Raw genomic sequence first — 25,756 nt, forward strand, 5'->3', positions numbered from 1 at the left:
TGTGATCGCCATCACTTCCCGGTATTTCCGCCGCTGCGAAGAAAAAAATTTTTGGACAACTATGAACAAGACAGATGAACTGCGGACCGCGCGCATCGAGAGCCTGATTACGCCTGACGAACTGGCGCAGCGTTTCCCGATCACGCCTGATATCGCCGCGAACGTGACCGCTTCCCGCCAGCGTATTGCCCGGATTTTGTCCGGCGAAGATCGCCGCCTGCTGGTGGTGATAGGCCCCTGCTCGCTCCACGATCCCGATGCCGCGCTGGCCTATGCGGCGAAGCTTAACGCGCTGCGCCAGCACCATGCCGCCGAGCTGGAAATCGTGATGCGCGCCTATTTTGAGAAACCGCGCACCGTGGTGGGCTGGAAAGGCCTGATTTCCGATCCCGATCTTGACGGCAGTTTCCGGGTGAATCACGGCCTGGCCGTAGCGCGCGAGCTGTTGCTGGAGATCAACCGGTTGGGCATGCCTACGGCCACCGAATTCCTGGATATGGTGGTAGGTCAGTTCCTGGCAGATCTCATCAGCTGGGGAGCCATCGGCGCCCGTACCACAGAAAGCCAAATCCACCGCGAAATGGCTTCCGCGCTTTCCTGTCCCGTTGGCTTTAAAAACGGCACGGACGGTAATATTCAGATTGCGGTCGATGCGATACGCGCTGCCCGCGCCAGCCACATGTTCCTGTCGCCGGACAAGCATGGACAGATGACCATTTATCAGACCAGCGGCAACCCGTCCGGCCACATCATTATGCGCGGCGGCAAGCGGCCAAACTATCATGCGGAAGACGTCGCCGCCGCTGCCGCCAGCCTGCGCGAACACAGGCTGCCGGAACGGCTGGTTATTGATTTCAGCCACGGCAACTGTCTGAAACAGCACCGCCTGCAAAAAGAGGTCGCCGCGTCCGTAGCGCAGCAGATCCGTGACGGTTCGTCGTCGATTGCCGGCGTAATGATTGAAAGTTTCCTGAAGGAAGGCACCCAGAAAGTGCAGGCCGGTACGCCGCTGGTATACGGCCAGTCGATTACCGACCCCTGCCTGGGCTGGGGTGACAGCGAAGAGGTGTTAGCGCAGCTGGCCGAGGCGATTAAAGCGAGGCGCTAAGACAGGCCTGAAAGCAGGCAGGACACCGTGCGCATGGACGCGCTGGCGTACCCTGCCTGCCGCTTTATCATCTTTGTTGAAGCCTGCATCACGTCCGTTTAATTACCCTCGTTAAAGCCTGCATCACGCCCGTTTAATCACCCTCGTTCAAGCCTGCATCACGTCCGTTTAATCACCCTTGTTCAAGCCTGCATCACGTCCGTTTAATCACCCTCGTTCAAGCCTGCATCACGTCCGTTTAATCACCCTCGTTCAAGCCTGCATCGCGCCCGCTTTAGCTCGAACAGCTGACCTCCAGCTTTTTACCCCAGTCTGGCGGACGCCGCATCAAATCGGCAAACTCCGGCGCGTCATCAAAAGGCCTGATCAGCGCCTGGTGTAGCCTGGCCAGCACGCTGACGTCATCCTGCTCGGCCTGTTCAATCGCCTGCTGTGCCAGATAGTTCCTTAACACCACGGCCGGATTGACCTGCTTCATCTTTTGCTGACGCGTAGCGTCGTCGCTCTCTTCCTGCAGTAACCGCTGACGGTAAATGTTGTACCAGCTGTCAAAGGCTTCACGATCGATAAACTCATCCCGCAGCGGCGAACGCGACTGCTGCTGCTCGGTATCGCACAGCATGCGGAAAGTCAGCGTATAGTCGCTGCCCTCTTTAGTCATCAGCGACAACAGCCCGGTCAGAATGTTGTTATCGTCTTTATCCTGCGTCAGCAGCCCCAGCTTCGCGCGCATCCTGTCGCCCCAACACTGCATCAGCTCCGGCTCGTATTCCGCCAGCGCCTGCTTCAGCTGGGCGGTATCCAGCAGCCCGGAAAGCGCGTGCGCCAGCCTGTTCAGGTTCCACAGCCCCACCACCGGTTGATTATCGAAGCTGTAGCGCCCCTGATAGTCAGAATGATTGCAGATAAAATCCGGTTTGTAGTCGTCCAGGAAACCGTACGGGCCGTAATCCAGCGTTATCCCTAATACCGACATGTTATCGGTATTCATTACGCCATGCGCAAAACCGACGCTCTGCCACTGGGCGATTAGCCTGGCCGTGCGCCTGACCACATCACGGAACCAGAGCAGATAGCGATCCTGCTCCTCCTGCAAATGCGGCCAGTGATGACGGATTAAATAGTCAGCCAGCTGGCGGACTTTTTCCGGCTGCTGCGCGTAAAAGAAATGCTCGAAGTGGCCGAAACGGGCGTGGCTTTCCGCAACGCGCAACAGCATGGCGCCGCGCTCGGTGGTTTCCCGCTGCACAGGCTCGTCGCTGGTAACGACCGTCAGCGCGCGGGATGTGGGGATACCAAGGTGATGCATCGCTTCCGAGGCAAGAAATTCGCGCAGTGAAGAGCGCAGCACGGCGCGTCCGTCGCCCATACGTGAATAGGGCGTCAGGCCCGCGCCTTTCAGGTGCCAGTCCATTTTACGGCCGTCGTCCAGCTGCTGTTCGCCCAGCAGGATGCCGCGCCCGTCGCCCAGCTGTCCCGCCCAGACGCCAAACTGATGTCCGCTGTACACCTGCGCCAGCGGCTGCATGCCCGGTAGCTGCTGCGCGCCGCTCCAGATAGCGGTTTTATCGGCGGTGAACCAGCTTTCGTCCAGCCCCAGCTCCCGCGCAAGCGGCGCGCTATGATAAAGCAGACGTGGGTTTTTCAGCGGCGTAGGATTGAGGGCGGTATAAAATCCCGCCAGCTCGTCATGCCAGCTATTGTTAAAATGCATACGCTCCCCTTACTGTTTACCGACGCCCTGATGCGCTTTCGGTACCGGCTTTAAGTGTAAACCTCATACGCTGCGGTAAACACAGAGAGAGTAAAGGGATATTACATCGCTTCGCCTGTCAGCTCTTTCGGCGGCACAATCAGCGAGGAAAGCGACTCTCCCGTTACCGGAGAAAACAGCGCGCTTTGAATACCGTCGAACTGATAGCGGCTGACTTTTTCCAGGCCGGTAATATCGTCCACGCCCTGGACAATAACCTGCTGGCAATGGGGCTTAATATGCTCCAGCAGCGTACTGATAAACGGCTGAAAAGAGATCCGGTTAATATTATGCTGAATAAAGCCTTTATCGAGCTTAATACGGGAAAAGAGATTGTCGTATACTGCTTTTGACGGCGCTTTTCCTGCGCCGTAATTCGCCAGGCTTAAATCAAACCTTTCACTGAGCGCCATCAGGCCGGGGTGATCTTTCCCCAACTTTAAGTCGGTGAAACTTTCGCTAATTTCCAGCTCCAGCCACGCCAGCGCGTCCAGCTTGCGGCTCAGAAACTCGCTATCAAGGATGGTTTGTGCCAGCAGTTCGTCTATTTTCAGCGTGACCTTCACTCTTTCCTGACTAAAAAAATCGGCGTGTCGTTCAATGCAGTTGATCTGATTCTGTAATAAAAGAATACGCTGATCTGTATTGAGCTGTGGTAGTAAAAGTTCCTGAGGGATGGCGACGTTAGCGGTACTGTGGGAAAAATGCGTGAGCAATTCGACGGCGATAAGCTGCCCGCCGAAACGGTAGATCGGGTTAAAAGCTGTGTGACTTTTATAATCCGCTTCCAGATGGATATTCATTTTTATTCAGCCATGATGCAGCCGCCGTACGGCGCATTAATACGCCTGTTGTACACCGACCAGGATAAAAACCCATAGCGGGTTAAGCTATCACATATTCAGCAAGAAAAAATGCTTTACTATTAAAGCATAGTTTCGTGCTGAGATATCCCCGTGGCGCATTTCTTTAAACTATCTTTACAAAATCCGACACGGGAAATCACTTTTAACGGGCTGGTTAAAGCCTGATGCAATAAGCTGCTAAACCGACCCGCCGGGTTTATTATAGCCACAAAAGTTAACCGGCGGATAGATAAGCCTTTTCTGAAATTCGTTAGCAGGCTATATTAATTAAATACGCCTCGCCTGCCAGAAAACTTTTTTCCAGTACACGTTATTCAGCGACGATCGGATTACGCCCTGGCTGGTAGAAGCATGGATAAACTGGTCGTCAGTATCATAAATGCCGACGTGCAAACCGTTTTCTCCCGCGCCGGTTTTAAAAAACAGTAAATCGCCAGGCAACAGATCCTTTTTACCGATGCGCGTTCCCGTTTTCGTTTGCGCAAGCGTCGTACGCGGCAGCTGCAAATCAAAGCGATCGCGAAAGGTCAGATAAACGAACCCGGAGCAGTCAACGCCTCTGCGTCCCATGCCGCCGTAGCGATAGGGCGTGCCGCGCCACTCGCTGAGCTGTTCGTTCAGCCGGGCGATAACCATAATGGAATCGGAAAGATGGCCGTTCGGCGGCGGCGCATGGCTGCTACAGCCCGCCAGCAGGATAGCCAGTAATAAGACCAGGTAGCGCATAACAGATTCCCTTTATTCTTTGCCGCTGGTTTAAAACAGCGTGGTCAACAGCGATTGTCCTTCTACATCTATTTTTCTGAAAGGCACGTGATACACCGCCGACAGCGTTTCCGGCCGTAACACCTCTTCCGTAGCGCCCTGCCTCACTAAAACCCCCTCTTGCAGCAGCCAGATGCGCCGGGCGTGATGCAATGAATGATTGATGTCGTGTCCGCTCATGATAATCGTCAGGCCTTCTGCGACCCTGGCGGCCACACAGCGATCGAACGCGGCCTGCTGTGCCAGATCCAAACCGGTTAACGGCTCATCCAGCAGCAGCAGCTGCCCTTCCGGCTGCGCGGTCTGACAGAGCACCGCCACCAGACGCACCCGCTGCCATTCCCCGCCGGAGAGGCGGTTAAGCGAGCGAGCCAGTTTATCCGCCAACTGAAAAGTTTCGCAAAGGGTTATCAGTATCCGATCGCCCTCGTCCACCAGCTGATGCTGCTTAAGGTAATGCCAGACCGGCATACTGCCGGGTGGTCGCTGCTGCTGGGCCAGATAAGCGCGATGGCGGGCCAGCGCATAGCCGTTCCAGGCCGACAGCGGCGTGCCGTTGAAAACGATACGCCCTTCCGCCGGCAACAATCCCGCCAGCGCCGCCAGTAAGGCGCTTTTACCTGCCCCGTTAGGGCCAAGCAGATGGATCAGCTCGCCCTTATCAACGCTGGCGGTAAAGGGCGCGAGGCGCTGCGCGACCGCAACGTCCTCACACTGCAACAGCATCTATTTTGCCAGCGCCGCTTTGATACTTTCCATCACAATAGGATCTTCCGGCGTCATATCCGGCGAGAAGCGCTGTACCACCGTGCCGTCGCGACCAACCAGGAACTTTTCGAAGTTCCATAAAATGTCGCCCGGCTCTTTTGGCGCGCGTCCTTTACTGCTCATACGCGCCAGGAAACCGCTATTTTCCGGCGCTACCGCTTCCGGTCTTGCCGCAATCAGCTGGCGATAGAGCGGATGCCGATGCGGGCCGTTGACCTCGATTTTACTGAACATCGGGAAGGTTACGCCATAGGTGGTGCTGCAAAACGTTTTAATCTCTTCGTTGCTGCCCGGCTCCTGCTCCAGAAACGCGTTGCAGGGGAAGCCAAGCACGGCAAAACCCCGATCCTGCCAGGCTTTGTGAATATTTTCCAACTGCTCATACTGCGGCGTCAGGCCGCACTTAGAGGCGACATTAACGATCAGCAGTACGTTGCCCTGCCACTGCGCCAGCGTCGTCGGTTCGCCATCCAGCGTCACCAGTTCTGTATCGTAAATACTCATTGGTTTTTCCTGTTTCAGTAGAGAAAAAAGCGGGCCGCAGGTCAGGCCCGGTTACGTAACAACAGCCAGATAAAAACCGGCGCGCCCAGCGTGGCCGTCACCACGCCAATCGGCAGCTCCGCCGAAGCGATGGCGATACGGGCCAGGATATCGGCCGCCAGCAGTATGCCGCCGCCCGCCAGCGCGCAGGCCGGCAACAGCATACGATGATCGCTCAGGTTGTTCAGCCGCAAAATATGCGGAATGACCAGGCCGACAAAGCCGATCGCCCCGGCCAGCGCCACGCTGACGCCAATCAGCCAGCCTGTCGCCAGCACCAGCAAATTGCGCCACAGCAGCAGCGGCAGGCCGAGCTGGCGGGCGGAAACCTCGCCCAGCGCCAGCAAATTCAGCACGCGCCACTGGCGGCATAGCCACAGCAGCACCGGCAGCAGCGCCAGCATCAGCCTGCCGTAGCGCCAGTCCACGCCGCTAAAGCCGCCCATCATCCAGTACATTAGCTGGCGCAGATCCAGGCTGGCGCTGAAATAGACCAGCCACGTCATGCCCGCGCTACAGATAATGCCTAAGGCTACGCCCGCCAGCAACAGGCGGCTGGTGGAAAGCGAGCGGCGGGAAAAACGCAGCAGGATAAAGGTAATCAACAGCGCGCCTGCAATGGCGAAAAAGCTTAGCGGCCACAGCCCGGTTACGCCGCTAAAAATCCCCAGCACCAGCCCAAGGCCTGAGCCGTTGGCGACGCCAAGCAGGCCCGGCTCCGCCAGCGGATTTTCAAACAGCGCCTGCATCACCGCGCCGGTCACGGCCAGCGCCGCGCCGACCAGCAGCACTGCCAGCGAACGCGGCAGCCGCAGCTGCCAGACAAACAGTCGGTTTTCACCGCTGAACCAGCTTTGCGGAAAAAGCCAGCGGTCGCCGGCGCAGAGGCTAAGCAGAAAAACCAACACGCAGAAAATGCTCAGGATGCAGAGCCAGCGTCGCTGATGCCGACGGGCCAGCGCGATCCGTTGAGAAAGCAGAGTCATAAATCCAGGCCTGGCTAATGAAAACGGGCAGGGTTAGCGGAAATTCAGCGATAAAAAAGGCCGCGTAAGCGGCCTTTTGCAGAGCACTGGTCAGTCTTCTTTCGGCGTAGCGTTCTCAACCCGGCTTTTGAGCTTCTGCCCCGGCCGGAAAGTCACCACGCGACGCGCCGTAATCGGAATATCCTCGCCCGTTTTAGGATTACGTCCCGGACGTTGATTTTTGTCGCGAAGGTCGAAGTTACCAAATCCTGACAGTTTTACCTGCTCGCCGTTTTCTAAAGCGCGACGTACCTCTTCAAAAAACAGCTCTACCAGCTCTTTGGCATCCCGTTTGCTAAGCCCCAGCTTTTCAAACAGGTATTCAGACATCTCAGCTTTTGTAAGCGCCATAGGTTCAATCCCTCAAGGTTGCCTGGAATCGCTCTTTTAACGCCGCAACACATTTGGCGACGGTTGCAGCGATCTCCTCTTCTTCGAGTGTCCGGCCGGTATCTTGCAAAATCAGGCTGATAGCAAGGCTCTTAAAACCTTCATTAACACCCTTACCGCGGTACACATCAAACAAGTTTACGCCAACTACCTGATTTACGCCAACTTTCTTACATTCGGCGATAATATCTGCTGCGGGCACGTTTTCCGCCACCAGAACGGCGATATCACGACGGTTTGCCGGGAAACGTGAAATCTCGCTCGCCTCAGGCAGGACGCGGTCTGACACCTTATCCCACTCCAGTTCGAAGACCACGGTACGGCCGTTAAGATCCAGTTTCCGCTCAAGTTCCGGATGAACCACGCCCAGATAACCGATGCGCTGTTCCTGCAAATAAATGCCGGCGCTCTGTCCCGGGTGCAGGGCCGGATGCGCTTCGGCCCGGAACTGGATGTCGGCCAGTTTACCGGTCAAATCGAGGACGGACTCCAAATCACCTTTTAAATCATAGAAGTCAACTGCCTGACGCGCCAGATCCCAGTGTTCTTCATAACGCGCGCCGCTGATAACGCCCGCCAGCATAACGTCCTGCCGGATCCCCAGGTTTGCCTGTGTATCAGGCACAAAGCGCAGGCCGCTTTCAAACAGGCGTACGCGGCTCTGCTGGCGATTCTGGTTGTAGACCACGGCAGAGAGCAGGCCCGTCCACAGCGAGAGCCGCATTGCCGACATCTCAACTGAAATCGGGCTTGGCAGTACCAGGTTTTCCTCGCCCGGATGCAGCAACGCCTGCAATTTAGGATCGACAAAGCTGTAGGTAATCGCTTCCTGATAGCCTTTATCCACCAGCATCGCTTTTACCCGCTTCAGCGACAGGTTCGCTTCACGGTGCGAGGTCATTACCAGACCCGCCTGCACCGGCACGTCAGGAATATTGTTGTAGCCGTAAACGCGCGCCACTTCTTCGACCAGATCTTCCTCAATCTGCATATCGAAACGCCAGCCCGGCGCCACGGCCTGCCAGACGCCTTCGCCTTCCGTGACGTCACAGCCTAAACGACGCAGAATATCGCTGACCTCGTTGTCGGCAATCACGTGACCAATCAGGCGATCCAGCTTTTCACGGCGCAGCGTGATAGTCGCGCGCGCAGGCAGCGTCGCCTCGTTGGTTTGATCGATAACCGGCCCGGCCTCGCCGCCGCAAATATCGAGCAGCAGACGCGTTGCGCGCTCCAGCGCTTTATATTGCAGCTGCGGATCGACGCCGCGCTCGTAGCGATGGGAAGCATCGGTGTGCAGTCCATGACGACGCGCACGGCCGGTGACAGAAAGCGGGCTGAAGAAGGCGCACTCGAACAGAACGTTAGTGGTTTCTTCGTTCACGCCGGAGTGTTCGCCGCCAAAGATACCGCCCATCGCCAGCGCTTTGTGGTGATCGGCAATAACTAACGTATCCGCGCTTAGCTTCACTTCCGCGCCGTCCAGCAGCGTCAGCGCTTCGCCCTCTTCCGCCATGCGCACCACAATCCCGCCGTCTACGCGGTCAAGATCGAAAGCGTGCATCGGCTGGCCCAGCTCAAGCAGCACATAGTTGGTGATATCCACCACCGGATCGATAGAGCGAATGCCGCAGCGACGCAGCTTTTCTTTCATCCATAGCGGCGTGGCGGCCTTGACGTTGATGCCCTTGATCACGCGTCCCAGATAGCGCGGACAGGCGTCAACCGCATCCACGCGGATCGGGAAGGTTTCTGCAATCGTAGCGGCAACCGGCTCAATAGCTGGCTCGTTTAACGGCAGCTTGTTCAGCACGGCAACGTCGCGCGCAATGCCGATAATGCCCAGGCAGTCCGCACGGTTTGGCGTCACGCTGATTTCAATGGTGTTGTCGTCAAGCTTGAGGTAGTCACGAATATCGGTGCCGACGGTCGCGTCCAGCGGCAGTTCGATAATGCCGTTGTGATCGTCGGAAATTCCCAGTTCGGAATAAGAGCAAAGCATCCCTTCCGACGGCTCGCCGCGCAGTTTGGCCGCTTTGATTTTAAAATCGCCCGGCAGCACCGCGCCCACCGTTGCCACAGCCACCTTCAGGCCCTGACGGCAGTTTGGCGCGCCGCAGACGATATCCAGCAGGCGGTCGCCGCCCACGTTAATTTTGGTGACGCGCAGTTTATCGGCGTTCGGGTGCTGTCCGCACTCTACTACTTCGCCCACCACCACGCCGTGAAAAGCACCGGCTACCGCTTCCACGCCGTCCACTTCCAGACCGGCCATGGTGATCTGTTCGCTGAGCGCTGCGCTGTCGATGGCTGGGTTAACCCACTCACGTAACCAGAGTTCGCTGAATTTCATAGGTTTTACCCGCTCTTATTTAAACTGTTTGAGGAAACGTAAATCATTTTCGAAGAAGGCACGCAGATCGGTCACGCCATAGCGCAACATGGTCAGACGCTCCATACCCATCCCGAAGGCGAAGCCGGAATAGACTTCCGGATCGATGCCAACGTTGCGCAATACGTTCGGATGCACCATGCCGCAGCCCAGCACTTCCAGCCACTTGCCGTTTTTGCCCATTACGTCCACTTCCGCAGAAGGCTCGGTAAACGGGAAGTAGGAAGGACGGAAGCGGATCTGGAGATCTTCTTCAAAGAAGTTGCGCAGGAAATCGTGCAGCGTGCCTTTCAGGTTGGTAAAGCTGATGTTTTTATCCACGATCAGGCCTTCCATCTGGTGGAACATCGGCGTATGGGTCTGATCGTAATCGTTACGGTAGACGCGACCCGGCGCGATAACGCGGATCGGCGGCTGCTGGTTTTTCATGGTGCGGATCTGCACGCCGGAAGTCTGGGTACGCAGCAGGCGCGTGGCGTCGAACCAGAAGGTATCGTGATCGGCGCGCGCCGGGTGGTGTCCCGGAATATTCAGCGCGTCAAAGTTATGGTAATCATCTTCGATCTCCGGGCCGGTTTCCACGGCAAAACCCAGCTCGCCAAAGAATGTCTCGATACGATCGATCGTGCGGGTCACAGGATGCAGACCGCCGTTTTCGATGCGGCGTCCCGGCAGCGAAACATCAATGGTCTCCTGCGCCAGGCGAGCGTTCAGCTCTGCCGACTCCAGCTCGTTTTTACGCGCGGTCAGCGCTTCCTGCACCTGCTGTTTGGCCTCGTTGATCACCGCGCCCGCTGCCGGACGATCTTCGGCAGGCAGGTCGCGCAGCGTGGTCATCTGCAGCGTCAGCTGCCCTTTTTTGCCCAGATATTCAACGCGTACCGTATCTAACGCGGCAACATCGTGTGCATTCTTAATGGCCGCTTGCGCGTTCGCCACCAGTTCTGCGAGATGTGACATGCTTTCCTCTTCTTCCAGCCGCCGTGGCCGGTCTGTTTTTTTATGGGGACGACAAGGCGCCCTGGATCTGCCGCGCCAGAAACAAAAAAGCCTCCACGAGGGAGGCTTTCAGCGCGATTTTTCGTTTCTTTTCTTTGCGCACAAGCCCCCGATGTTCAGGTGCTAAAGTAAAAAAAGAAACGGAAATTCGCGGTCATAATGCGTTGCCTGGTCGTCAAAAGAGGCTCTATTGAAAAACGCATGGACAAAAATGTCAATCTTTTGCTGCGGTTACAAAATAAAAGAGGGAGCAAGCTCCCTCTTTCACCTGACTTACGCCAGAGCTGATTTCGCTTTTTCGACCAGGGCAGTAAATGCCACTTTGTCGAATACGGCGATGTCAGCCAGGATCTTACGGTCGATTTCAATCGAAGCCTTTTTCAGGCCATTGATGAAACGGCTGTAAGAAATACCGTTAGTGCGTGCCGCTGCGTTGATACGCGCGATCCACAGCTGACGGAACTGACGCTTACGCTGACGACGGTCACGGTAAGCATACTGACCAGCTTTGATAACAGCCTGGAAAGCAACGCGGTAAACACGTGAACGTGCACCGTAGTAGCCTTTAGCTTGTTTTAAGATTTTTTTGTGACGTGCGCGAGCAACTACACCACGTTTTACACGAGCCATTTAGCTCTCCTGTTTAATATTCTGAATTAAAAAAAATAGACTTATGCGTACGGCAGGCAGGCAATAACCAGACCCAGATCGCCTTTAGACACCAGGCCTTTCGGACGCAGGTGACGCTTACGCTTAGTAGATTTTTTGGTCAGAATATGACGCAGGTTTGCGTGCTTACGCTTGAAGCCGCCAGAGGCGGTCTTCTTGAAGCGCTTAGCCGCGCCACGTACAGTTTTAATCTTTGGCATTTAAAAACATCCACTTCGCATTGTTAATAAAATAAAACAGGCAGGCGAACAGCGATCGGCGGCGAACCGCCGAACCGCTGCTACTTTATGGCCTACTGTTTCTTCTTAGGAGCGAGCACCATGATCATCTGACGACCTTCGATCTTCGAAGGGAAGGATTCGACAATCGCCAGATCCATGTCTTCACACAGATCTTTACGGACGCGGTTAAGCATTTCCATACCGATCTGCTGGTGCGCCATCTCACGACCGCGGAAACGCAGCGTGATTTTAGCTTTATCACCCTCTTCCAGAAAGCGAATCAGGTTGCGTAGTTTTACCTGATAGTCGCCATCATCGGTGCCAGGACGGAATTTAATTTCCTTAACCTGGATAATCTTTTGCTTTTTCTTCTGTTCTTTAGAAGATTTGCTTTTCTCGTAAAGGAATTTGCCGTAATCCATGATACGGCAAACGGGCGGCTCGGCGTTAGGGCTGATTTCTACTAAATCAACGCCTGCTTCCTCTGCTTTTTCTAAAGCCTCATTCAGACTGACAATACCAATCTGCTCGCCATCGACGCCAGTCAGACGAACCTCGGTGGCGCGGATTTCTTTGTTAATGCGATTAGGACGCGCCGGTTGAACTCGTTTTCCGCCTTTAATACCTTATTCCTCCAGTTGATGAAGATTGCGACTGCGGATTTCATCCTGCAGCTTCGCGATCGCTTCGTTTACGTCCATGCTGCCCAGGTCTTTACCACGGCGGGTGCGAACGGCAACCTTGCCTGCTTCCACCTCTTTATCACCACAGACCAACATATAGGGGACACGACGTAACGTGTGCTCGCGGATTTTAAAGCCAATCTTCTCGTTTCTCAAGTCCGCTTTTACACGAATGCCCGCATTCTGAAGTTTTTGGGTCAATTCTGCAACATATTCGGACTGGCCATCGGTGATATTCATCACCACTACTTGTACAGGAGCCAGCCAGGTCGGGAAGAAACCGGCGTACTCTTCGGTCAAAATACCGATAAAGCGCTCCACAGAACCCAGGATAGCGCGGTGGATCATCACCGGCACCTGACGTTCATTATTTTCACCCACGTAGGAGGCGCTCAGGCGGCCCGGCAGCGAGAAGTCCAGCTGAACGGTGCCACACTGCCATGCGCGATCCAGACAGTCATGCAGGGTGAACTCAATTTTAGGGCCGTAAAATGCGCCCTCGCCCGGCTGATACTCGAACGGAATAGCGTTCTCTTTCAGCGCGGCAGCCAGATCGGCCTCTGCACGATCCCACTGTTCGTCACTACCGATGCGCTTAACCGGACGGGTTGACAGTTTCACCACGATTTTTTCAAAACCGAAGGTGCTGTACATGTCGTACACCATACGGATGCAGCTATTCACTTCAGCGCGCACCTGCTCTTCCGTACAGAAGATATGGGCGTCGTCCTGAGTGAAGCCGCGTACGCGCATCAGGCCATGCAGCGCGCCAGACGGCTCGTTGCGATGGCAGCTACCAAATTCCGCCATACGTAGCGGCAGGTCGCGGTAAGATTTTAGACCCTGATTGAAAATTTGCACGTGACCAGGGCAATTCATTGGCTTGATGCAGTATTCACGGTTCTCCGAAGAGGTCGTGAACATCGCTTCTTTATAGTTTTCCCAGTGGCCGGTTTTCTCCCACAGCACGCGGTCCATCATCAGCGGACCTTTCACTTCCTGATAGTCATACTCAGTTAGTTTGCTGCGGACAAAAACTTCCAGCTCGCGGAAAATTGTCCAGCCGTCATTGTGCCAGAACACCATGCCCGGCGCTTCTTCCTGCATATGATACAGGTCAAGCTGTTTACCGATTTTACGGTGGTCACGCTTGGCCGCTTCTTCCAGGCGTTGCAGATAGGCAGACAGCTGCTTTTTATCCGCCCAGGCGGTACCGTAGATACGCTGCAGCATTTTGTTGTTGCTGTCGCCGCGCCAGTAAGCGCCGGAAATTTTCTGCAGCTTAAAGTGATGGCAGAAGCGCATGTTAGGCACGTGCGGGCCACGGCACATATCCACGTACTCTTCGTGATGATAGAGGCCCGGACGGTCGTCGTGACTGATATTTTCGTCAAGAATAGTCATTTTATAGGTTTCGCCACGGGCAGCAAAAGCGTCACGCGCCTCCTGCCAGCTTACCTTTTTCTTGACGACGTCATAATTCGTTTCGGCCAGCTGGTGCATACGCTTTTCCAGCAGCTCGATATCTTCCTGGGTCAGGGTATGATCCATATCGACATCGTAGTAAAAACCGTTGTCGATAACCGGACCGATTGCCATTTTGGTATCTGGCCACAGCTGCTTGATCGCGTGTCCCAACAGGTGCGCGCAGGAGTGGCGAATAATTTCCAGTCCGGCTTCATCTTTAGCGGTAATGATGGCGACGTTCGCGTCTTCCGCGATCGGATCGACCGCATCCACCAGCTCGCCGTTTACGCGGCCTGCGATACAGGCTTTCGCCAGACCCGGACCAATGTCCTGGGCAATCTCGATCACGCTAACGGCGTGATCGAAGGTACGCTGACTTCCATCAGGAAGTGTAATTACGGGCATGATACATCCTTAGCTGCAGTGGTAACCCATACGCAAGGCTACATACAAAATTCAGGTTTAGTATATATATCAGGCTGGTGTCTCTTAAAATCAACTCACAGTTGTCAATTTGGAACAGCGCCTGATACACAGAGTCAAAAGCCTGCCGTCGGCAAAAACCTTTGAAGGAGTAATATCTTACACGTCATAGCGCCGAAATGCACGGCGGGATGCAGAATCAGGAATCCGCGCCGCAAAATCCGCTGCCGATGGCTTTACGTTAAACGGGATATCTGACCGCAAGCTGTAAGGTGGTTTTCCCCTATAGCTACAGCGCCGCTGAGGAGCGCCATAAGCTTGTGGCGAGAGTATCGTGCCGGGGCGGCTTTAAAAATGGTGAAAAGCAAGCATGAAGCGCTGGACGGAACAACCAGGCGGGCCACAGAAACGTGGCCCGGCAGGCTTTTTACATGGCGTAAGAAAGCTGAATAGTGGTTTTGGTATCGGTTTTATCCGGTGCGGATGACGGTGGATTCTGGTTCCAGGTCACGTTATAGGCCATCTTCAGCGAGAAGTGGGCGTTAATCGCCACCTGTAAACCGGTTTCGGAGTTCACCGTGGTGTCATCGCTACCCAGCACGGAAACGCCCTGGACAAATTTAGTGGTGTCGGTCAGCTGCCACTGATAGCTGGCCGCGCCGTAAGCCAGCGCCTGCGTCTCATGACCGCCATCGTGGTAATCGTCATAGCGTACGCCAGGACCGGCTTCCAGACGCAGCGAGTGCACCGGACCGTTCAGGATCTGGCGACCGTAACCGGCAGCCAGAATAGAGCGGCCGTCGTAGCCGTTGAAACGATCGCTTAACCAGCTGGCCTGACCAAACAGGTAATCGGAAGGGTTCAGGTTATAACGTGAACGGCCGCCAACCTGATAGGTTTCAGAAGAACGCTCATCGTTGGAAGAAGTGTTGCTGGCGTTGCCCCACAGGCTGTAGGCCATCTGGTTCTGATACCAGGTCATGTTGGTGCTGGCCGTCAGCGAGGAGCTGGTGGTGTTGCCGGTCTGAGCCAGGTAACCCGCCGCCGCATTGCCTTCAAAGTTCTTTTTGGCCGTAGAGGGATCGTCCATGACGGTAAAGACATTATTGTCCGCCAGTGCCTGGTGACAAAAAACTCCGCCGGAAAGTAAAAGAACTGCCGACAACTTGTTAAGCGCTTTCATTAAATAAGATCCATACCACTGAGAATTGAAAAGAGGTGAGTCTGAAGAGTTTTACCGGGCGTTCAATCTCTTTTATTGAAAGAATAGTAACATTTTGTTAAATGCTTCCGGATGCTTATGAATCAGACTCACCCTACTCTAAATGGGACTATTCTTATCAGCGCGACCCGGCGCAGCCTGCTTTTCCTCGTATGTTCTTCGGCAATCTGGCTTTCGGCAGACATAAATATGTCAAAGCATTGCCTGTTACGTAATAATGTAACTTCACTGATTTACTTCTGAATATAAAATTCTGTCGGGATTTTTCGACCGCCTGAAGCTTTGCCCCCTTGCTATAACGGCTTCCACAGGCATTAAGCCCGATAGCTGGCTGATAAAAGGCGATGATGAACTATGCTAAAAAAAGAAGAAGGTAAACAAAGGAGTTCATCATGGTTTCGTCTGATATTGAGCAATATGTCGTCACTTTCCGTTTTAAAGATGAAGGGCTTAGCGATGTCCTTGAGCTGAACAGTGCCCTGACCAACGGCGGATTTACCACCTCGCTGCACGACAAGGAAGGCCACCCGCACGAGCTGGGCACAAACAGTTTCGGTATCGTCAGCGCGCTGAGCGCAGAGCAGATACGCGAACAGGCAATCAACCTGGGTGAAATCGTGCTGGGCGAAAAGCCGGAGGTGGAGGTGGAGCGCTGGCAAGCATTTCAGCAGAAAAGCGAAAACTGACGTTTTGTAAAAATGTGTTGTTCATTACGTAAACACTGGTTTTGTCTATTATTTAAGCGTTAGTATCAGCATGTCCCGCAGCAAGTCACAGCGAAAAAGAGGAAACCGCTATGTGGTCAGCCATTGGTCGTCTGTTGAGTGAGCAGTCAGGTGATGCTGAAATCAGCCAGCGTACAGCGTTGCCAGGAGGCGATGTGCATCCGGCGTGGCGCCTCCGCTACGGCGATCGCGACGTTTTTGTTAAATGTAACGGCCGTGAAATGCTCGATCTTTTTACCTGGGAAGCCGATCAGCTGCAGCTTTTGAAGCGCACCGGCACCATCCGCGTGCCGGATGTCTACGGCGTAGGTTACGATCGGGACGTCAGCTTTTTACTGCTGGAGTATCTTCCCCTTTCGCCGCTCCATGCGCAAAGCGCCCATCAGCTTGGCCAACAGCTGGCGCGCCTTCACCAGTGGAGCGATCAGCCGCAGTTCGGCCTGGATTTCGATAACAATATCAAAACGTCGCCGCAGCCTAACAGCTGGCTCAAGCGCTGGTCGGTCTTTTTTGCCGAGCAGCGTATCGGCTGGCAGCTTCAGCTCGCGGCGGAAAAAGGCGTGCAGTATGGCGATATCGATCTGATTGTGCGCTGCGCCAGGGAGCTGCTCGACTCGCATCACCCTCAGCCTTCGCTGCTGCACGGCGATCTCTGGCCGGCAAACTGCGCGACGGCGGCTGAAGGGCCCTGCGTGTTCGATCCGGCCTGTTACTGGGGGGACAGAGAGTGCGATCTGGCGATGCTTCCCTGGTTTCCGGCGCTGCCGCAGGAGATTATGGAAGGCTATGAGTCGGTATGGCCGCTGCCTCGCGATTACCAGCAGCGCCAGCCGGTTTATCAGCTCTACTATCTGCTTAATCGGGCAAACGTCTTTGGCGGCGAATGGCTGAAGGAAGCCCAGCGGGCGGTCGGCGCCCTGCTGGACCAGGCGGAGGCGGGCAAACAATTTGCCCGTCCGGCGTAGGGCCGTCAGCTGATAAAGCCTGCCAGCTTAAGCACAAAATAGCCCGCAACGGCTATCAGGATGGGCAACACGTACAGCGGAAAAAACTGCAGAAAAATGGTGTGGCGCGGCACCACGATTTTTTCTTCCAGCTGCTGGCGGCTGCGCCCTTCTTCACCTTTCGCTTTTTCCAGGATCATCTGATCCTCAATGCCTTCACGCAGATGCCGGGACTGTCGCCACATTCTGGCGCCGGAGGCCTGTAGCGCCAGCCCGACGAAAATCAGTATATAGATTAGCCAGAACAGCCAGTTGCCGCCCTGGTTAAAATCCGGCACCGGTGAATTATGCCAAAAGGCGTTTAAAAAGCCGGTATTGAAGCGGATCATATCGATCATCACGTGAGAAAAATCCTGCATTACCGCATTGATCCCTTCGCGCTTTTCACGACTCACTTCCAAAAAACGCATCAGTGAAACCAGCGTGGAAATCAGCGCCGGAATAAAGATAATCCAGCCGGCGATCCGCTTTAGTATCGCGACTCTTCCAGCCTGTTGATAAGTCATGCTTTCTCCTGTCCTTATGCTGTGAGGGCTGTAAGTTTACCCTCGCCCGGCAAAATGTGCCTGAAAAAAGTGTGCCCGTAAGCGGAAAGGCAAATTAACGCGCGCAATGCTCTGGCTGTTAACTTCATGTTAAGGTGTCAGAAAACTGCTAACGGAGCCGCATTATGTCTTATTCACGTCCAGTGCTAGCCGCAATTTTTGATATGGATGGATTACTAATTGATTCCGAGCCGCTATGGGAACGCGCGGAGCTGGACGTTTTCGCTACGCTGGATGTCGATCTTTCCCGCAGAAGCGAGATGCCGGATACGGTAGGCCTGCGCATCGATCAGGTTGTGCGCATGTGGTATGAAACGCTGCCCTGGATCGGGCCATCGCAGGAGGAAGTAACGCAGCGTATTCTTACCCGCGCGCTGACGTTAATCGAGGAGACGCGGCCGCTGCTGCCCGGCGTGGAGCTGGCGCTGAAACTGTGCCAGGCGGAAGGGCTGAAAATTGGGCTGGCTTCCGCCTCGCCGCTTTTTATGCAGGAAAAGGTGCTGGCGATGTTCGGCCTGCGTCACTATTTCGAAGTGCTGGCCTCGGCAGAATCTCTGCCGTACAGCAAACCGCATCCGCAGGTCTATCTGGACGCGGCCGCCCGTCTCGGCATCGATCCGCTTAACTGCGTTACGCTGGAAGACTCCGTTAACGGTATGATTGCGGCCAAAGCCGCAAGGATGCGCTCAATCGTGGTGCCTGCGGCCGTTTATGCCGACGATGCGCGCTGGGCGCTGGCCGACGTCAAAATGGCCTCGCTCACCGAGCTGGGCAGCAGGCATCTGCTTGGCAAGTAACATCAGTGCCCGCTTTCCGCCCTGCCGTAAACTGGCCGGGCGGTACGGCTTCTTTACGCAGAATGAAATGCTGACCCTGCTGCTTCCCGTCAGCTGAATGTTAACAGGCAGATACAGCCTTTCGCTATTTTCTACCCGGCAATGAAATCCGGTGAAAGACCTTTGCGCGTCCAGCCCCTTAATCAAGAGTATTGATGCCATTACGGCGCTTAACCGCTTATACTAACTGGAACCGCTACGTTTTTTTACCCATGCTCAACGCACAGACGTAAAGGAAATATTAACCTTTCGTTACAGCGTCACATATTTATTCTACTGTATATATCCCCTATACTGGATGCATTGACAGTTCAGTTACCGAGCGTTTTCCATGACGGCCGAAGGCCACGTTATTTTTGCTATCGCCAGCGCGATTTTTGCCAAGCGCGCCGACCTGACGCCCGTTCTTGGTGATGGCGACTGGTGGCACGTTATTCCCGCCACGCTGCTTACCTGCCTGCTGCCGGATATCGATCACCCGCGCTCTACCCTTGGTCAGCGTTTTCGCTGGCTGTCGCAGCCCATTGCGCGCGCCTTTGGGCATCGGGGCTTTACTCACAGCCTGCTGGCCGTAATCGGTGGCGTGGCGCTGCTTCAGCTAAAACTGCCGCAGGAATGGGTGCTGCCTGCCGATGTCTTTCAGGGCATGGTGCTGGGCTACCTCAGCCATATTGTCGCCGATATGCTTACGCCTGCCGGCGTGCCGCTGCTGTGGCCCTGCCGCTGGCGTTTTCGCCTGCCGCTGCTGCACAGCCGCAACGGCAACCAGATGGAGCGAATGCTCTGCCTGACGCTGGTTGCGCTGGCGCTATGGTTCCCGGCCGGGTCGCCCTCTTTTGGTGCGGCAAGCTGGCCCCTGCAAATGATCGATCAGGTGCAAAACAGCGTTACGCGTTTTATAAATCACCAGGTAGCGCAATAAGTCACCGATTTCGTTCAATAAATTATAAAATATTCCTTTTGATTATATGGGCGTCTCTCCGCGAGCTGCTACCATCGCCCCCAACGCGTATCCGATGCGCAATAAAAATAGCTCACTGACGAGGCCGCTGATGCCTCGTCAAAAAAGGAGATCTGGGGATGAATTTTCCATTAATTGCAAACCTGGCGGCGTTTATTCTGCTGCTGGGGCTACTGGCTAAAAGCGGCAACGCCAGCTGGAGCCTGGCGAAAAAAGTGCTGCTGGGCCTGGTTGTAGGCGTGCTGTTTGGGCTGATCCTGCACACTATTTACGGTGCCGATAACCCGGTGTTGAAAGAATCCATTAGCTGGTTCAACGTTGTCGGCAACGGCTACGTACAGCTGTTGCAGATGATCGTCATGCCGCTGGTGTTCGCTTCGATTCTCAGCGCCGTGGCCCGTCTGCATAACGCGTCGTCGCTGGGCAAAATCAGCGTGCTGACTATCGGCGTGCTGCTGTTCACTACGGCGATTTCCGCGCTGGTGGGCGTTTTTGTTACCTGGCTGTTTGGGCTCAACGCCAGCGGTCTGGTGCAGGGCGTGCAGGAAACCGCGCGCCTGTCTGCGCTACAGTCTAACTATATCGGTAAAGTGGCCGACCTTTCCGCGCCGCAGCTGCTGCTCTCTTTCGTGCCGAAAAATCCTTTCGCCGATCTGACCGGGGCCAATCCGACCTCTATTATCAGCGTGGTGATTTTTGCCGCTTTCCTGGGCGTTGCCGCCCTGCATTTACTGCGTGACGACAAACCGAAAGGCGAGCGTGTGCTGGCCGCCATCGACGTGCTTCAGGCATGGGTGATGAAGCTGGTGCGTCTGATTATGAAGCTGACGCCTTACGGCGTAATGGCGCTGATGACCAAAGTGGTCGCCAGCTCTAACCTGGCGGATATCGTCAAGCTGGGCAGTTTTGTCATTGCATCTTATCTGGGCCTGGCGATTATGTTTGCGGTGCACGCGCTGCTGCTTTCCGTTAACGGCGTCAATCCCAGGCGTTTCTTCCGCAAGGTCTGGCCGGTTATCACTTTTGCTTTTACCAGCCGCTCCAGCGCGGCGACCATTCCGCTGAGCGTGGAAGCGCAAACCCGCCGCCTTGGCATTCCGGAATCGATCGCCAGCTTCTCAGCCTCTTTCGGCGCCACTATCGGCCAGAACGGCTGTGCCGGGCTGTACCCCACCATGCTGGCGGTGATGGTTGCGCCAACGGTAGGCATTAACCCGTTCGATCCGGTGTGGATCGCCACGCTGGTTGGCATCGTTACGCTAAGCTCTGCCGGCGTAGCGGGCGTGGGCGGCGGCGCAACCTTTGCCGCGCTGATCGTTCTGCCAACGCTGGGCCTGCCGGTCACGCTGGTGGCGCTGCTGATTTCGATCGAACCGCTGATCGATATGGGCCGCACCGCGCTTAACGTTAACGGTTCGATGACGGCAGGAATGCTGACCAGCCAGTGGCTGAAGCAAACCGATAAATCTCTGCTGGACGCGGAAGCGGACAACGAAGCCGAACTGGCGCATCGTTAAGCAAAACGTTGTTTATGCAACCTGTTCAGGGGCCGCTCAGCGGCCCTTTTTATTGTCTGCTAAACATAACCCTTCGGTTTCCGGGCGTACCTCGCGCACTGTTCTATAGTTAATGGTTAGAAACACACATCACAGGAGCAAGTGAGCATGTCGAAAGAAACCGATAACAAGGAAATCACCCATAATGCCCCGTTAACCGGGCCTGATTCCGCAAAGCCGGGAATGGATTCGCTGGCACCCGCCGATGGCTCGCATAAGCCGCTTTCTGAGCCAACGCCGCCCGGCAAGCAGCCTACTGCGCCCGGCAGCCTGAAAGCGCCCGAGACCAGTAACGCCAAGCTGGACGCGCTGGAAACCTTCCGTAAAGGCGGCGAGAACTTCCCGCTGACGACCAATCAGGGTACGCGCATCGCTGACGACCAGAACTCGCTGCGCGCCGGTACTCGTGGCCCAACGCTGCTGGAAGATTTTATCCTGCGCGAAAAGATTACCCATTTTGACCACGAGCGTATTCCTGAACGCATCGTCCATGCCCGTGGTTCAGCGGCGCACGGCTATTTCCAGCCCTATCGCGATATGAGCGATATCACCAAGGCGGATTTCCTGCGCGATCCTGAAAAGCAGACGCCGGTTTTCGTGCGTTTCTCTACCGTTCAGGGCGGCGCAGGCTCGGCGGATACCGTACGCGATATTCGCGGCTGGGCCACCAAGTTCTATACCGATGAAGGCGTTTTCGATTTAGTCGGCAACAATACGCCGGTGTTCTTTATTCAGGACGCGCATAAATTCCCGGACTTCGTGCATGCGGTAAAACCTGAGCCGCACAATGAAATTCCACAGGGCCAGAGCGCGCACGATACTTTCTGGGATTACGTCTCGCTACAGCCGGAAACGCTGCATAACGTGATTTGGGCAATGTCCGATCGCGGCATTCCGCGCAGCTACCGCACGATGGAAGGCTTCGGCATTCACACCTTCCGCTTTATTAACGCCGAGGGCAAAGCGACCTTTGTGCGCTTCCACTGGAAACCGGTCGCGGGCAAAGCTTCGCTGCTGTGGGACGAATCACAAAAACTCACCGGCCGCGATCCCGATTTCCATCGCCGCGATCTGTGGGAAGCCATTGAGGCGGGCGACTATCCGGAATATGAGCTGGGCGTACAGCTGATCCCGGAAGAAGATGAATTCAAATTCGATTTTGACCTGCTGGATGCCACCAAGCTGATCCCGGAAGAGCTGGTGCCGGTGCAGCTGGTCGGTAAGATGGTGCTGAACCGCAATCCGGACAACTTCTTTGCCGAAACCGAGCAGGTTGCTTTCCATCCCGGCCACATCGTTCCCGGCCTGGATTTCACCAACGATCCGCTGTTACAGGGCCGTCTGTTCTCCTATACCGATACGCAGATCAGCCGTCTTGGCGGGCCTAACTTCCATGAAATTCCGATTAACCGTCCGACCTGCCCTTACCATAATTTCCAGCGTCAGGGGATGCACCGTACGGATATCGATACCAACCCGGCCAACTACGAGCCGAATTCCATCAACGATAACTGGCCGCGCGAAACGCCGCCGGCTCCGCATCGCGGTGGATTTGAAAGCTATCAGGAGCGTATTGAAGGCCACAAGGTGCGCGAGCGCAGCCCTTCCTTCGGCGAATACTACTCGCAGCCGCGCCTGTTCTGGAACAGCCAGACGCCTGTTGAGCAGCAGCACATTATTGACGCCTTCTCTTTTGAGCTGAGCAAGGTGGCTCGTGCCTATATCCGCGAGCGCGTCGTGGATCATCTGGTACGTATCGACGTGTCGCTGGCGAACGGCGTGGCGGAGAACCTGGGCATCGCGCTGTCCGATGAGAAGATGCACACCGCGCCGCCGAAAGACGTTAACGGCCTGAAAAAAGATGCCAGCCTGAGCCTTTATGCCGTGCCAAGTGGCTCGATCAAAGGCCGCCAGGTGGCGCTGCTGATCAGCGACGGCGTGGTAGCGGCAGACGTGCTGGCAATTTTGCAGGAGCTGAAGGCGCAGGGCGTGCACGCCAAGCTGCTGGCGCGCCATATGGGCCAGGTTCGTGCCGACGACGGTTCTAATCTGCCGATTGACGCTACCTTTAGCGGCCTGCCGTCGCTGACCTTTGATGCGGTGATCGTGCCGGACGGCAACATCGACGCGCTGCTGCTCAGCGGCGACGCCCGTTACTTCCTGCTGGAAGCCTACAAGCATCTGAAGGTGATTGGCCTGAGCGGCGACGCCCGCCGCTTCAAATCGCAGTTCGGTCTGGGCGACAGCGAGCGTGAGGAAGGCGTCATCGAAGATGATAAAGCCGAAGGCGTGCTGATGAGCGAGTTCCTGGCCGCGATGGCCGCGCACCGCGTCTGGTCGCGCAGCCAGAAGGCGCTAAGCGTTCCGGCTTAATCCGCCGTTCGTTTGTTCACTGAAGGTGCAGCCGGTAGCGGCTGCGCCTTTTTATTTGGCATCTCCTGCCGATTAGCGCGCATAAAGCGCCTTTCGCCCGCGCCTTATCCGATCTCTACACTGTGGCACTGAACTTGCTTCTTCCTGATACCACTCGTTGTTCAGGAGAAGATCCATGAGAGTCGACACCCGCTATCGCTACCGCATTTTCGCCATGCTGTTTTTTATCGCGCTGATCAACTATATCGATCGCGGCGCCCTCTCCTTCGCGGCAAACGCCATTTCTGCGGAATTTCATTTCAGCAAAACGGAGCTGGGCGTGGTGCTGAGCTATTTCGGCTTTGGCTATCTGTTCGGCTCGCTCTGCGGCGGGTTTCTGGCCGATCGGCTGGGCACAAAAAAAGTCTGGCTGCTGGCGGGCGTGCTCTGGTCGCTGTTGGAGATCGCTACCGCCTGGGCGGGAGAGCTGGGCGTGGCGCTGTTTGGCGGCTCGGCCATTATGGGCTTTGCCGTAATGCGCATCCTGTTCGGCTTTGCCGAAGGCCCGGCCTATGCGCTGATGAACAAAGCTATCGCGCACTGGGCGCCCGATAACGAGCGCGGCATGGCGCTGGGCATCGGCTTACTCAGCACCCAGGTAGGCGCGCTGCTGACGGCACCGATCGCCGTGGGCCTGCTGCTGTTGACCAACGACTGGCGGCTGATGTTTATCCTGCTCGGCGTTTTCTCGCTGATCGCTATGGTGATTTTCGCGCGAATTTTCACCGACAGCCCGATGCAGCAGCCGCGCGCCAGCCAGGCGGAGCGCGAGTTGATTATGCAGGGCCAGCAGCAAAGCACCGCCGGGCCGCGCCTGCCGTGGTGGCGCTTTTTCACCAGCCGCACGCTGGTCTGCAACGCGCTGGGCTATTTTTCTTTCCTGTATGTCACCTTTACCCTGGTCACCTGGGGGCCGAAATATTTGCAGGACAGCTTTCACTACGATCTGCACTCGCTCTGGTATGTGGCGATGATCCCGTGGAGCGGCGCCTGTATTACCGTGCTACTCGGCGGCAAGATTGCCGACACGCTGCTGAAGCGCTCCGGTAATCTGCGGCTGGCGCGCAATCTCTTTGCTGCCGTCGGGCTGCTTTGCACCGGACTCTGCTTTATGGCGATCCCGTGGATGGCTTCCGCCGCCGGGATTATCCTGCTGATGACGCTGGGCAACGCCCTGAACGCGCTGGTAAATAACGTTTACTGGTCGGTGGTGATTGACGTCACGCCGAAATCCACGGTCGGCACCTATAGCGGGATGACGCTGGCCATCGCCAACCTGGCATCGATCCTGTCGCCAATGCTGAGCGGCTGGCTGGCTGAGCATTTCGGCTACAACGCCATGTTCAGCGCGACGGCGGCCATTGCCTTCGGCAGCATGCTGGCGATGACGCTGCTGCAACCGGAGAAAAAGCTGACGGCAACGCCCCCTGTCAGTCCCGATCTGGCAGCCAACATGGAGGCGGAGTTAAGAATACGTTAAGCAGTGTAAGCAACCCGCAATAGCCGCAGCCGCCGCTTGCGTTTTCACTGGCCCGGAGTAATGTTAGCGGCAGTGAGGACCAGGAGAAACTGTATGAAAAAGGTGATAAGCGCTCTGTTCGCCTTAACGCTGTTGTCGCCAACGCTGGTGGCAGCGCATCCTGGCGGCTGGGGACCGGGGCCAGGCTGGGATCGCGGTCCGGGTTGGGATCGCGGTCACGGCTGGGATCGCGGCCACGGTTGGGATCGCGGCCGTGGGCCGGGCAGGCTCTCTTTTTTACCGGGAGCGGCAGCGGCGGTGATTATCGGCGGTCTGACCTATTACGCGCTCAACGGCAACTACTACCAGCGCCAGCACGATAACACCTATGTAGTGGTGCAGCCGCCGGTAGAGCGCTTCAGCAGCGATATGCGCGCGCTTGATTACAACGGCGAACGCTTCTACGTGCAGGAAGGCCACTACTATCGCCGCGATATCGACGGACGCTATCTGGAAGTGCCGCGACCGCCAGGCCTGTAGGCAACAGGCATAAAAAAACCGGCTAAGGCCGGTTTTTTCTTTACTCCGTCAGGCGATTACTGATTAACCTGCGGATCGGTATCGTACTCTTTGCAGCTCTGGAAGCCGTAGTTCATTACGCGGCCTGTGTCGCTGTAGCTGACAAAGTAGGTCTGCTGCTTGCCGTCACGCTGGCCCAGCACATAGGTCTGGCAGGTGCCGCGAGCGTGAACCATGGTGATTTCAGTTGAAGGCGGACCGGCGATATCGCGAACCTGCTGGCGGGTCATGCCTTTTTTCACGTCCTGTACCACAGGCTTAGTGACATAGCTTTCCGCGCGGTCATAAGCTGAACAGCCGGATAATACAGCAAGCGCCACTGCCGCACCGATAAGTCCTGTTACCTTGTTCATGTTTTTTATTCCTCATTTATTGTCCATGTCGC

Annotated in this window: 25 protein-coding genes and 1 other annotated feature; of the genes, 9 read left to right on the top strand and 16 right to left on the bottom strand. The window is 55.8% G+C overall.

Annotation, left to right across the window (positions count from 1 at the left end; genetic code table 11):
* The first annotated feature begins 61 nt into the window (after positions 1 to 61).
* On the top strand, positions 62 to 1,108 hold the full coding sequence (locus AB6T85_RS15230) for a 3-deoxy-7-phosphoheptulonate synthase (protein ID WP_301251800.1): 1,047 nt from the start codon (positions 62 to 64) through the stop codon (positions 1,106 to 1,108).
* Positions 1,109 to 1,382: 274 nt separating this feature from the next.
* On the opposite strand, the gene AB6T85_RS15235 is transcribed toward AB6T85_RS15230, so the two are convergent.
* The 14 genes from AB6T85_RS15235 to AB6T85_RS15300 all read right to left on the bottom strand — a co-directional run bounded on the left by AB6T85_RS15235 (position 1,383) and on the right by AB6T85_RS15300 (position 15,255).
* Positions 1,383 to 2,822, bottom strand: coding sequence for a protein adenylyltransferase SelO (locus tag AB6T85_RS15235; RefSeq protein ID WP_369896031.1), 1,440 nt, complete (start codon positions 2,820 to 2,822; stop codon positions 1,383 to 1,385).
* A 101-nt stretch (positions 2,823 to 2,923) separates the two neighbouring features.
* Entirely contained in the window at positions 2,924 to 3,664 is a 741-nt protein-coding gene (locus AB6T85_RS15240) for an EAL domain-containing protein (RefSeq protein WP_253454456.1), read from the bottom strand.
* Positions 3,665 to 3,994: 330 nt separating this feature from the next.
* Positions 3,995 to 4,453, bottom strand: a complete 459-nt coding sequence (locus AB6T85_RS15245) for an NlpC/P60 family protein (protein ID WP_301729668.1) — start codon at positions 4,451 to 4,453, stop codon at positions 3,995 to 3,997.
* Positions 4,454 to 4,483: 30 nt separating this feature from the next.
* Positions 4,484 to 5,218 (bottom strand): vitamin B12 ABC transporter ATP-binding protein BtuD, encoded by a 735-nt coding sequence (gene btuD, locus AB6T85_RS15250; protein ID WP_253454458.1) that lies wholly within the window; start codon positions 5,216 to 5,218, stop codon positions 4,484 to 4,486.
* A complete protein-coding gene (locus AB6T85_RS15255) occupies positions 5,219 to 5,764 on the bottom strand; it encodes a glutathione peroxidase (RefSeq protein ID WP_253454459.1) in 546 nt (181 codons plus the stop codon).
* 41 nt (positions 5,765 to 5,805) lie between these two features.
* Positions 5,806 to 6,789, bottom strand: coding sequence for a vitamin B12 ABC transporter permease BtuC (gene btuC, locus AB6T85_RS15260; RefSeq protein ID WP_369896034.1), 984 nt, complete (start codon positions 6,787 to 6,789; stop codon positions 5,806 to 5,808).
* Positions 6,790 to 6,879: 90 nt separating this feature from the next.
* The gene (ihfA, locus tag AB6T85_RS15265; RefSeq protein ID WP_004157378.1) at positions 6,880 to 7,179 is read right to left on the bottom strand and encodes an integration host factor subunit alpha; all 300 of its coding nucleotides are present in this window, start codon (positions 7,177 to 7,179) and stop codon (positions 6,880 to 6,882) included.
* Positions 7,180 to 7,183: 4 nt separating this feature from the next.
* Complete coding sequence (gene pheT / locus AB6T85_RS15270) at positions 7,184 to 9,571, bottom strand: phenylalanine--tRNA ligase subunit beta (RefSeq protein ID WP_369896036.1); 2,388 nt, start codon at positions 9,569 to 9,571, stop codon at positions 7,184 to 7,186.
* Positions 9,572 to 9,586: 15 nt separating this feature from the next.
* On the bottom strand, positions 9,587 to 10,570 hold the full coding sequence (gene pheS / locus AB6T85_RS15275; protein WP_125289759.1) for a phenylalanine--tRNA ligase subunit alpha: 984 nt from the start codon (positions 10,568 to 10,570) through the stop codon (positions 9,587 to 9,589).
* 80 nt (positions 10,571 to 10,650) lie between these two features.
* Positions 10,651 to 10,776, bottom strand: a sequence feature (Phe leader region).
* 106 nt (positions 10,777 to 10,882) lie between these two features.
* The gene (gene rplT, locus AB6T85_RS15280) at positions 10,883 to 11,239 is read right to left on the bottom strand and encodes a 50S ribosomal protein L20 (protein ID WP_016169860.1); all 357 of its coding nucleotides are present in this window, start codon (positions 11,237 to 11,239) and stop codon (positions 10,883 to 10,885) included.
* A 41-nt stretch (positions 11,240 to 11,280) separates the two neighbouring features.
* Positions 11,281 to 11,478 carry a 50S ribosomal protein L35 gene (rpmI, locus tag AB6T85_RS15285; protein WP_010275699.1) on the bottom strand — a complete coding sequence of 66 codons (198 nt, stop codon included), beginning with the start codon at positions 11,476 to 11,478 and terminating at the stop codon, positions 11,281 to 11,283.
* Between the two features lie 92 nt (positions 11,479 to 11,570).
* On the bottom strand, positions 11,571 to 12,122 hold the full coding sequence (gene infC / locus AB6T85_RS15290; protein ID WP_125289758.1) for a translation initiation factor IF-3: 552 nt from the start codon (positions 12,120 to 12,122) through the stop codon (positions 11,571 to 11,573).
* 3 nt (positions 12,123 to 12,125) lie between these two features.
* The gene (gene thrS, locus AB6T85_RS15295) at positions 12,126 to 14,054 is read right to left on the bottom strand and encodes a threonine--tRNA ligase (RefSeq protein WP_369896038.1); all 1,929 of its coding nucleotides are present in this window, start codon (positions 14,052 to 14,054) and stop codon (positions 12,126 to 12,128) included.
* Positions 14,055 to 14,499: 445 nt separating this feature from the next.
* Complete coding sequence (locus AB6T85_RS15300) at positions 14,500 to 15,255, bottom strand: DUF481 domain-containing protein (protein WP_253454464.1); 756 nt, start codon at positions 15,253 to 15,255, stop codon at positions 14,500 to 14,502.
* Positions 15,256 to 15,686: 431 nt separating this feature from the next.
* Between AB6T85_RS15300 and ghoS the strand changes: the two genes are divergently transcribed.
* Together ghoS and AB6T85_RS15310 are read left to right on the top strand one after the other, a co-directional pair.
* Positions 15,687 to 15,980, top strand: coding sequence for a type V toxin-antitoxin system endoribonuclease antitoxin GhoS (gene ghoS, locus AB6T85_RS15305; protein ID WP_301251789.1), 294 nt, complete (start codon positions 15,687 to 15,689; stop codon positions 15,978 to 15,980).
* Between the two features lie 110 nt (positions 15,981 to 16,090).
* Complete coding sequence (locus AB6T85_RS15310) at positions 16,091 to 16,984, top strand: fructosamine kinase family protein (protein ID WP_253454466.1); 894 nt, start codon at positions 16,091 to 16,093, stop codon at positions 16,982 to 16,984.
* Positions 16,985 to 16,989: 5 nt separating this feature from the next.
* Here AB6T85_RS15310 and AB6T85_RS15315 read toward each other — a convergent pair whose 3' ends face one another.
* The gene (locus AB6T85_RS15315) at positions 16,990 to 17,529 is read right to left on the bottom strand and encodes a YniB family protein (protein WP_253454467.1); all 540 of its coding nucleotides are present in this window, start codon (positions 17,527 to 17,529) and stop codon (positions 16,990 to 16,992) included.
* 164 nt (positions 17,530 to 17,693) lie between these two features.
* Here AB6T85_RS15315 and hxpB point away from each other — a divergent pair, with 164 nt between their 5' ends.
* The 6 genes from hxpB to AB6T85_RS15345 all read left to right on the top strand — a co-directional run bounded on the left by hxpB (position 17,694) and on the right by AB6T85_RS15345 (position 25,332).
* Positions 17,694 to 18,365: a hexitol phosphatase HxpB gene (gene hxpB / locus AB6T85_RS15320; RefSeq protein WP_369896039.1), complete on the top strand. Its 672-nt coding sequence runs from the start codon at positions 17,694 to 17,696 to the stop codon at positions 18,363 to 18,365.
* Between the two features lie 370 nt (positions 18,366 to 18,735).
* Positions 18,736 to 19,326 (top strand): metal-dependent hydrolase, encoded by a 591-nt coding sequence (locus tag AB6T85_RS15325; protein WP_369896040.1) that lies wholly within the window; start codon positions 18,736 to 18,738, stop codon positions 19,324 to 19,326.
* A gap of 158 nt (positions 19,327 to 19,484) precedes the next feature.
* On the top strand, positions 19,485 to 20,882 hold the full coding sequence (locus tag AB6T85_RS15330) for an L-cystine transporter (RefSeq protein WP_301251787.1): 1,398 nt from the start codon (positions 19,485 to 19,487) through the stop codon (positions 20,880 to 20,882).
* Between the two features lie 147 nt (positions 20,883 to 21,029).
* Complete coding sequence (gene katE / locus AB6T85_RS15335; protein ID WP_253454471.1) at positions 21,030 to 23,294, top strand: catalase HPII; 2,265 nt, start codon at positions 21,030 to 21,032, stop codon at positions 23,292 to 23,294.
* A gap of 175 nt (positions 23,295 to 23,469) precedes the next feature.
* Complete coding sequence (locus AB6T85_RS15340) at positions 23,470 to 24,813, top strand: MFS transporter (protein ID WP_253454472.1); 1,344 nt, start codon at positions 23,470 to 23,472, stop codon at positions 24,811 to 24,813.
* Positions 24,814 to 24,906: 93 nt separating this feature from the next.
* Complete coding sequence (locus AB6T85_RS15345; RefSeq protein WP_253454473.1) at positions 24,907 to 25,332, top strand: DUF6515 family protein; 426 nt, start codon at positions 24,907 to 24,909, stop codon at positions 25,330 to 25,332.
* Between the two features lie 56 nt (positions 25,333 to 25,388).
* Here AB6T85_RS15345 and osmE read toward each other — a convergent pair whose 3' ends face one another.
* Positions 25,389 to 25,724 carry an osmotically-inducible lipoprotein OsmE gene (osmE, locus tag AB6T85_RS15350; RefSeq protein ID WP_125289739.1) on the bottom strand — a complete coding sequence of 112 codons (336 nt, stop codon included), beginning with the start codon at positions 25,722 to 25,724 and terminating at the stop codon, positions 25,389 to 25,391.
* Between the last annotated feature and the right edge of the window lie 32 nt (positions 25,725 to 25,756).

Source organism: Erwinia aeris, from assembly GCF_041224955.1.
Taxonomy (GTDB): Bacteria; Pseudomonadota; Gammaproteobacteria; order Enterobacterales; family Enterobacteriaceae; genus Erwinia; species Erwinia aeris.

Coding starts and splice junctions, on each gene's coding strand:
- AB6T85_RS15230 (WP_301251800.1), top strand. CDS start 62: ATGAACAAGACAGATGAACTGCGGACCGCGCGCATCGAGAGCCTGATT.
- AB6T85_RS15235 (WP_369896031.1), bottom strand. CDS start 2,822: ATGCATTTTAACAATAGCTGGCATGACGAGCTGGCGGGATTTTATACC.
- AB6T85_RS15240 (WP_253454456.1), bottom strand. CDS start 3,664: ATGAATATCCATCTGGAAGCGGATTATAAAAGTCACACAGCTTTTAAC.
- AB6T85_RS15245 (WP_301729668.1), bottom strand. CDS start 4,453: ATGCGCTACCTGGTCTTATTACTGGCTATCCTGCTGGCGGGCTGTAGC.
- btuD (WP_253454458.1), bottom strand. CDS start 5,218: ATGCTGTTGCAGTGTGAGGACGTTGCGGTCGCGCAGCGCCTCGCGCCC.
- AB6T85_RS15255 (WP_253454459.1), bottom strand. CDS start 5,764: ATGAGTATTTACGATACAGAACTGGTGACGCTGGATGGCGAACCGACG.
- btuC (WP_369896034.1), bottom strand. CDS start 6,789: ATGACTCTGCTTTCTCAACGGATCGCGCTGGCCCGTCGGCATCAGCGA.
- ihfA (WP_004157378.1), bottom strand. CDS start 7,179: ATGGCGCTTACAAAAGCTGAGATGTCTGAATACCTGTTTGAAAAGCTG.
- pheT (WP_369896036.1), bottom strand. CDS start 9,571: ATGAAATTCAGCGAACTCTGGTTACGTGAGTGGGTTAACCCAGCCATC.
- pheS (WP_125289759.1), bottom strand. CDS start 10,570: ATGTCACATCTCGCAGAACTGGTGGCGAACGCGCAAGCGGCCATTAAG.
- rplT (WP_016169860.1), bottom strand. CDS start 11,239: ATGGCTCGTGTAAAACGTGGTGTAGTTGCTCGCGCACGTCACAAAAAA.
- rpmI (WP_010275699.1), bottom strand. CDS start 11,478: ATGCCAAAGATTAAAACTGTACGTGGCGCGGCTAAGCGCTTCAAGAAG.
- thrS (WP_369896038.1), bottom strand. CDS start 14,054: ATGCCCGTAATTACACTTCCTGATGGAAGTCAGCGTACCTTCGATCAC.
- AB6T85_RS15300 (WP_253454464.1), bottom strand. CDS start 15,255: ATGAAAGCGCTTAACAAGTTGTCGGCAGTTCTTTTACTTTCCGGCGGA.
- ghoS (WP_301251789.1), top strand. CDS start 15,687: ATGGTTTCGTCTGATATTGAGCAATATGTCGTCACTTTCCGTTTTAAA.
- AB6T85_RS15310 (WP_253454466.1), top strand. CDS start 16,091: ATGTGGTCAGCCATTGGTCGTCTGTTGAGTGAGCAGTCAGGTGATGCT.
- AB6T85_RS15315 (WP_253454467.1), bottom strand. CDS start 17,529: ATGACTTATCAACAGGCTGGAAGAGTCGCGATACTAAAGCGGATCGCC.
- hxpB (WP_369896039.1), top strand. CDS start 17,694: ATGTCTTATTCACGTCCAGTGCTAGCCGCAATTTTTGATATGGATGGA.
- AB6T85_RS15325 (WP_369896040.1), top strand. CDS start 18,736: ATGACGGCCGAAGGCCACGTTATTTTTGCTATCGCCAGCGCGATTTTT.
- AB6T85_RS15330 (WP_301251787.1), top strand. CDS start 19,485: ATGAATTTTCCATTAATTGCAAACCTGGCGGCGTTTATTCTGCTGCTG.
- katE (WP_253454471.1), top strand. CDS start 21,030: ATGTCGAAAGAAACCGATAACAAGGAAATCACCCATAATGCCCCGTTA.
- AB6T85_RS15340 (WP_253454472.1), top strand. CDS start 23,470: ATGAGAGTCGACACCCGCTATCGCTACCGCATTTTCGCCATGCTGTTT.
- AB6T85_RS15345 (WP_253454473.1), top strand. CDS start 24,907: ATGAAAAAGGTGATAAGCGCTCTGTTCGCCTTAACGCTGTTGTCGCCA.
- osmE (WP_125289739.1), bottom strand. CDS start 25,724: ATGAACAAGGTAACAGGACTTATCGGTGCGGCAGTGGCGCTTGCTGTA.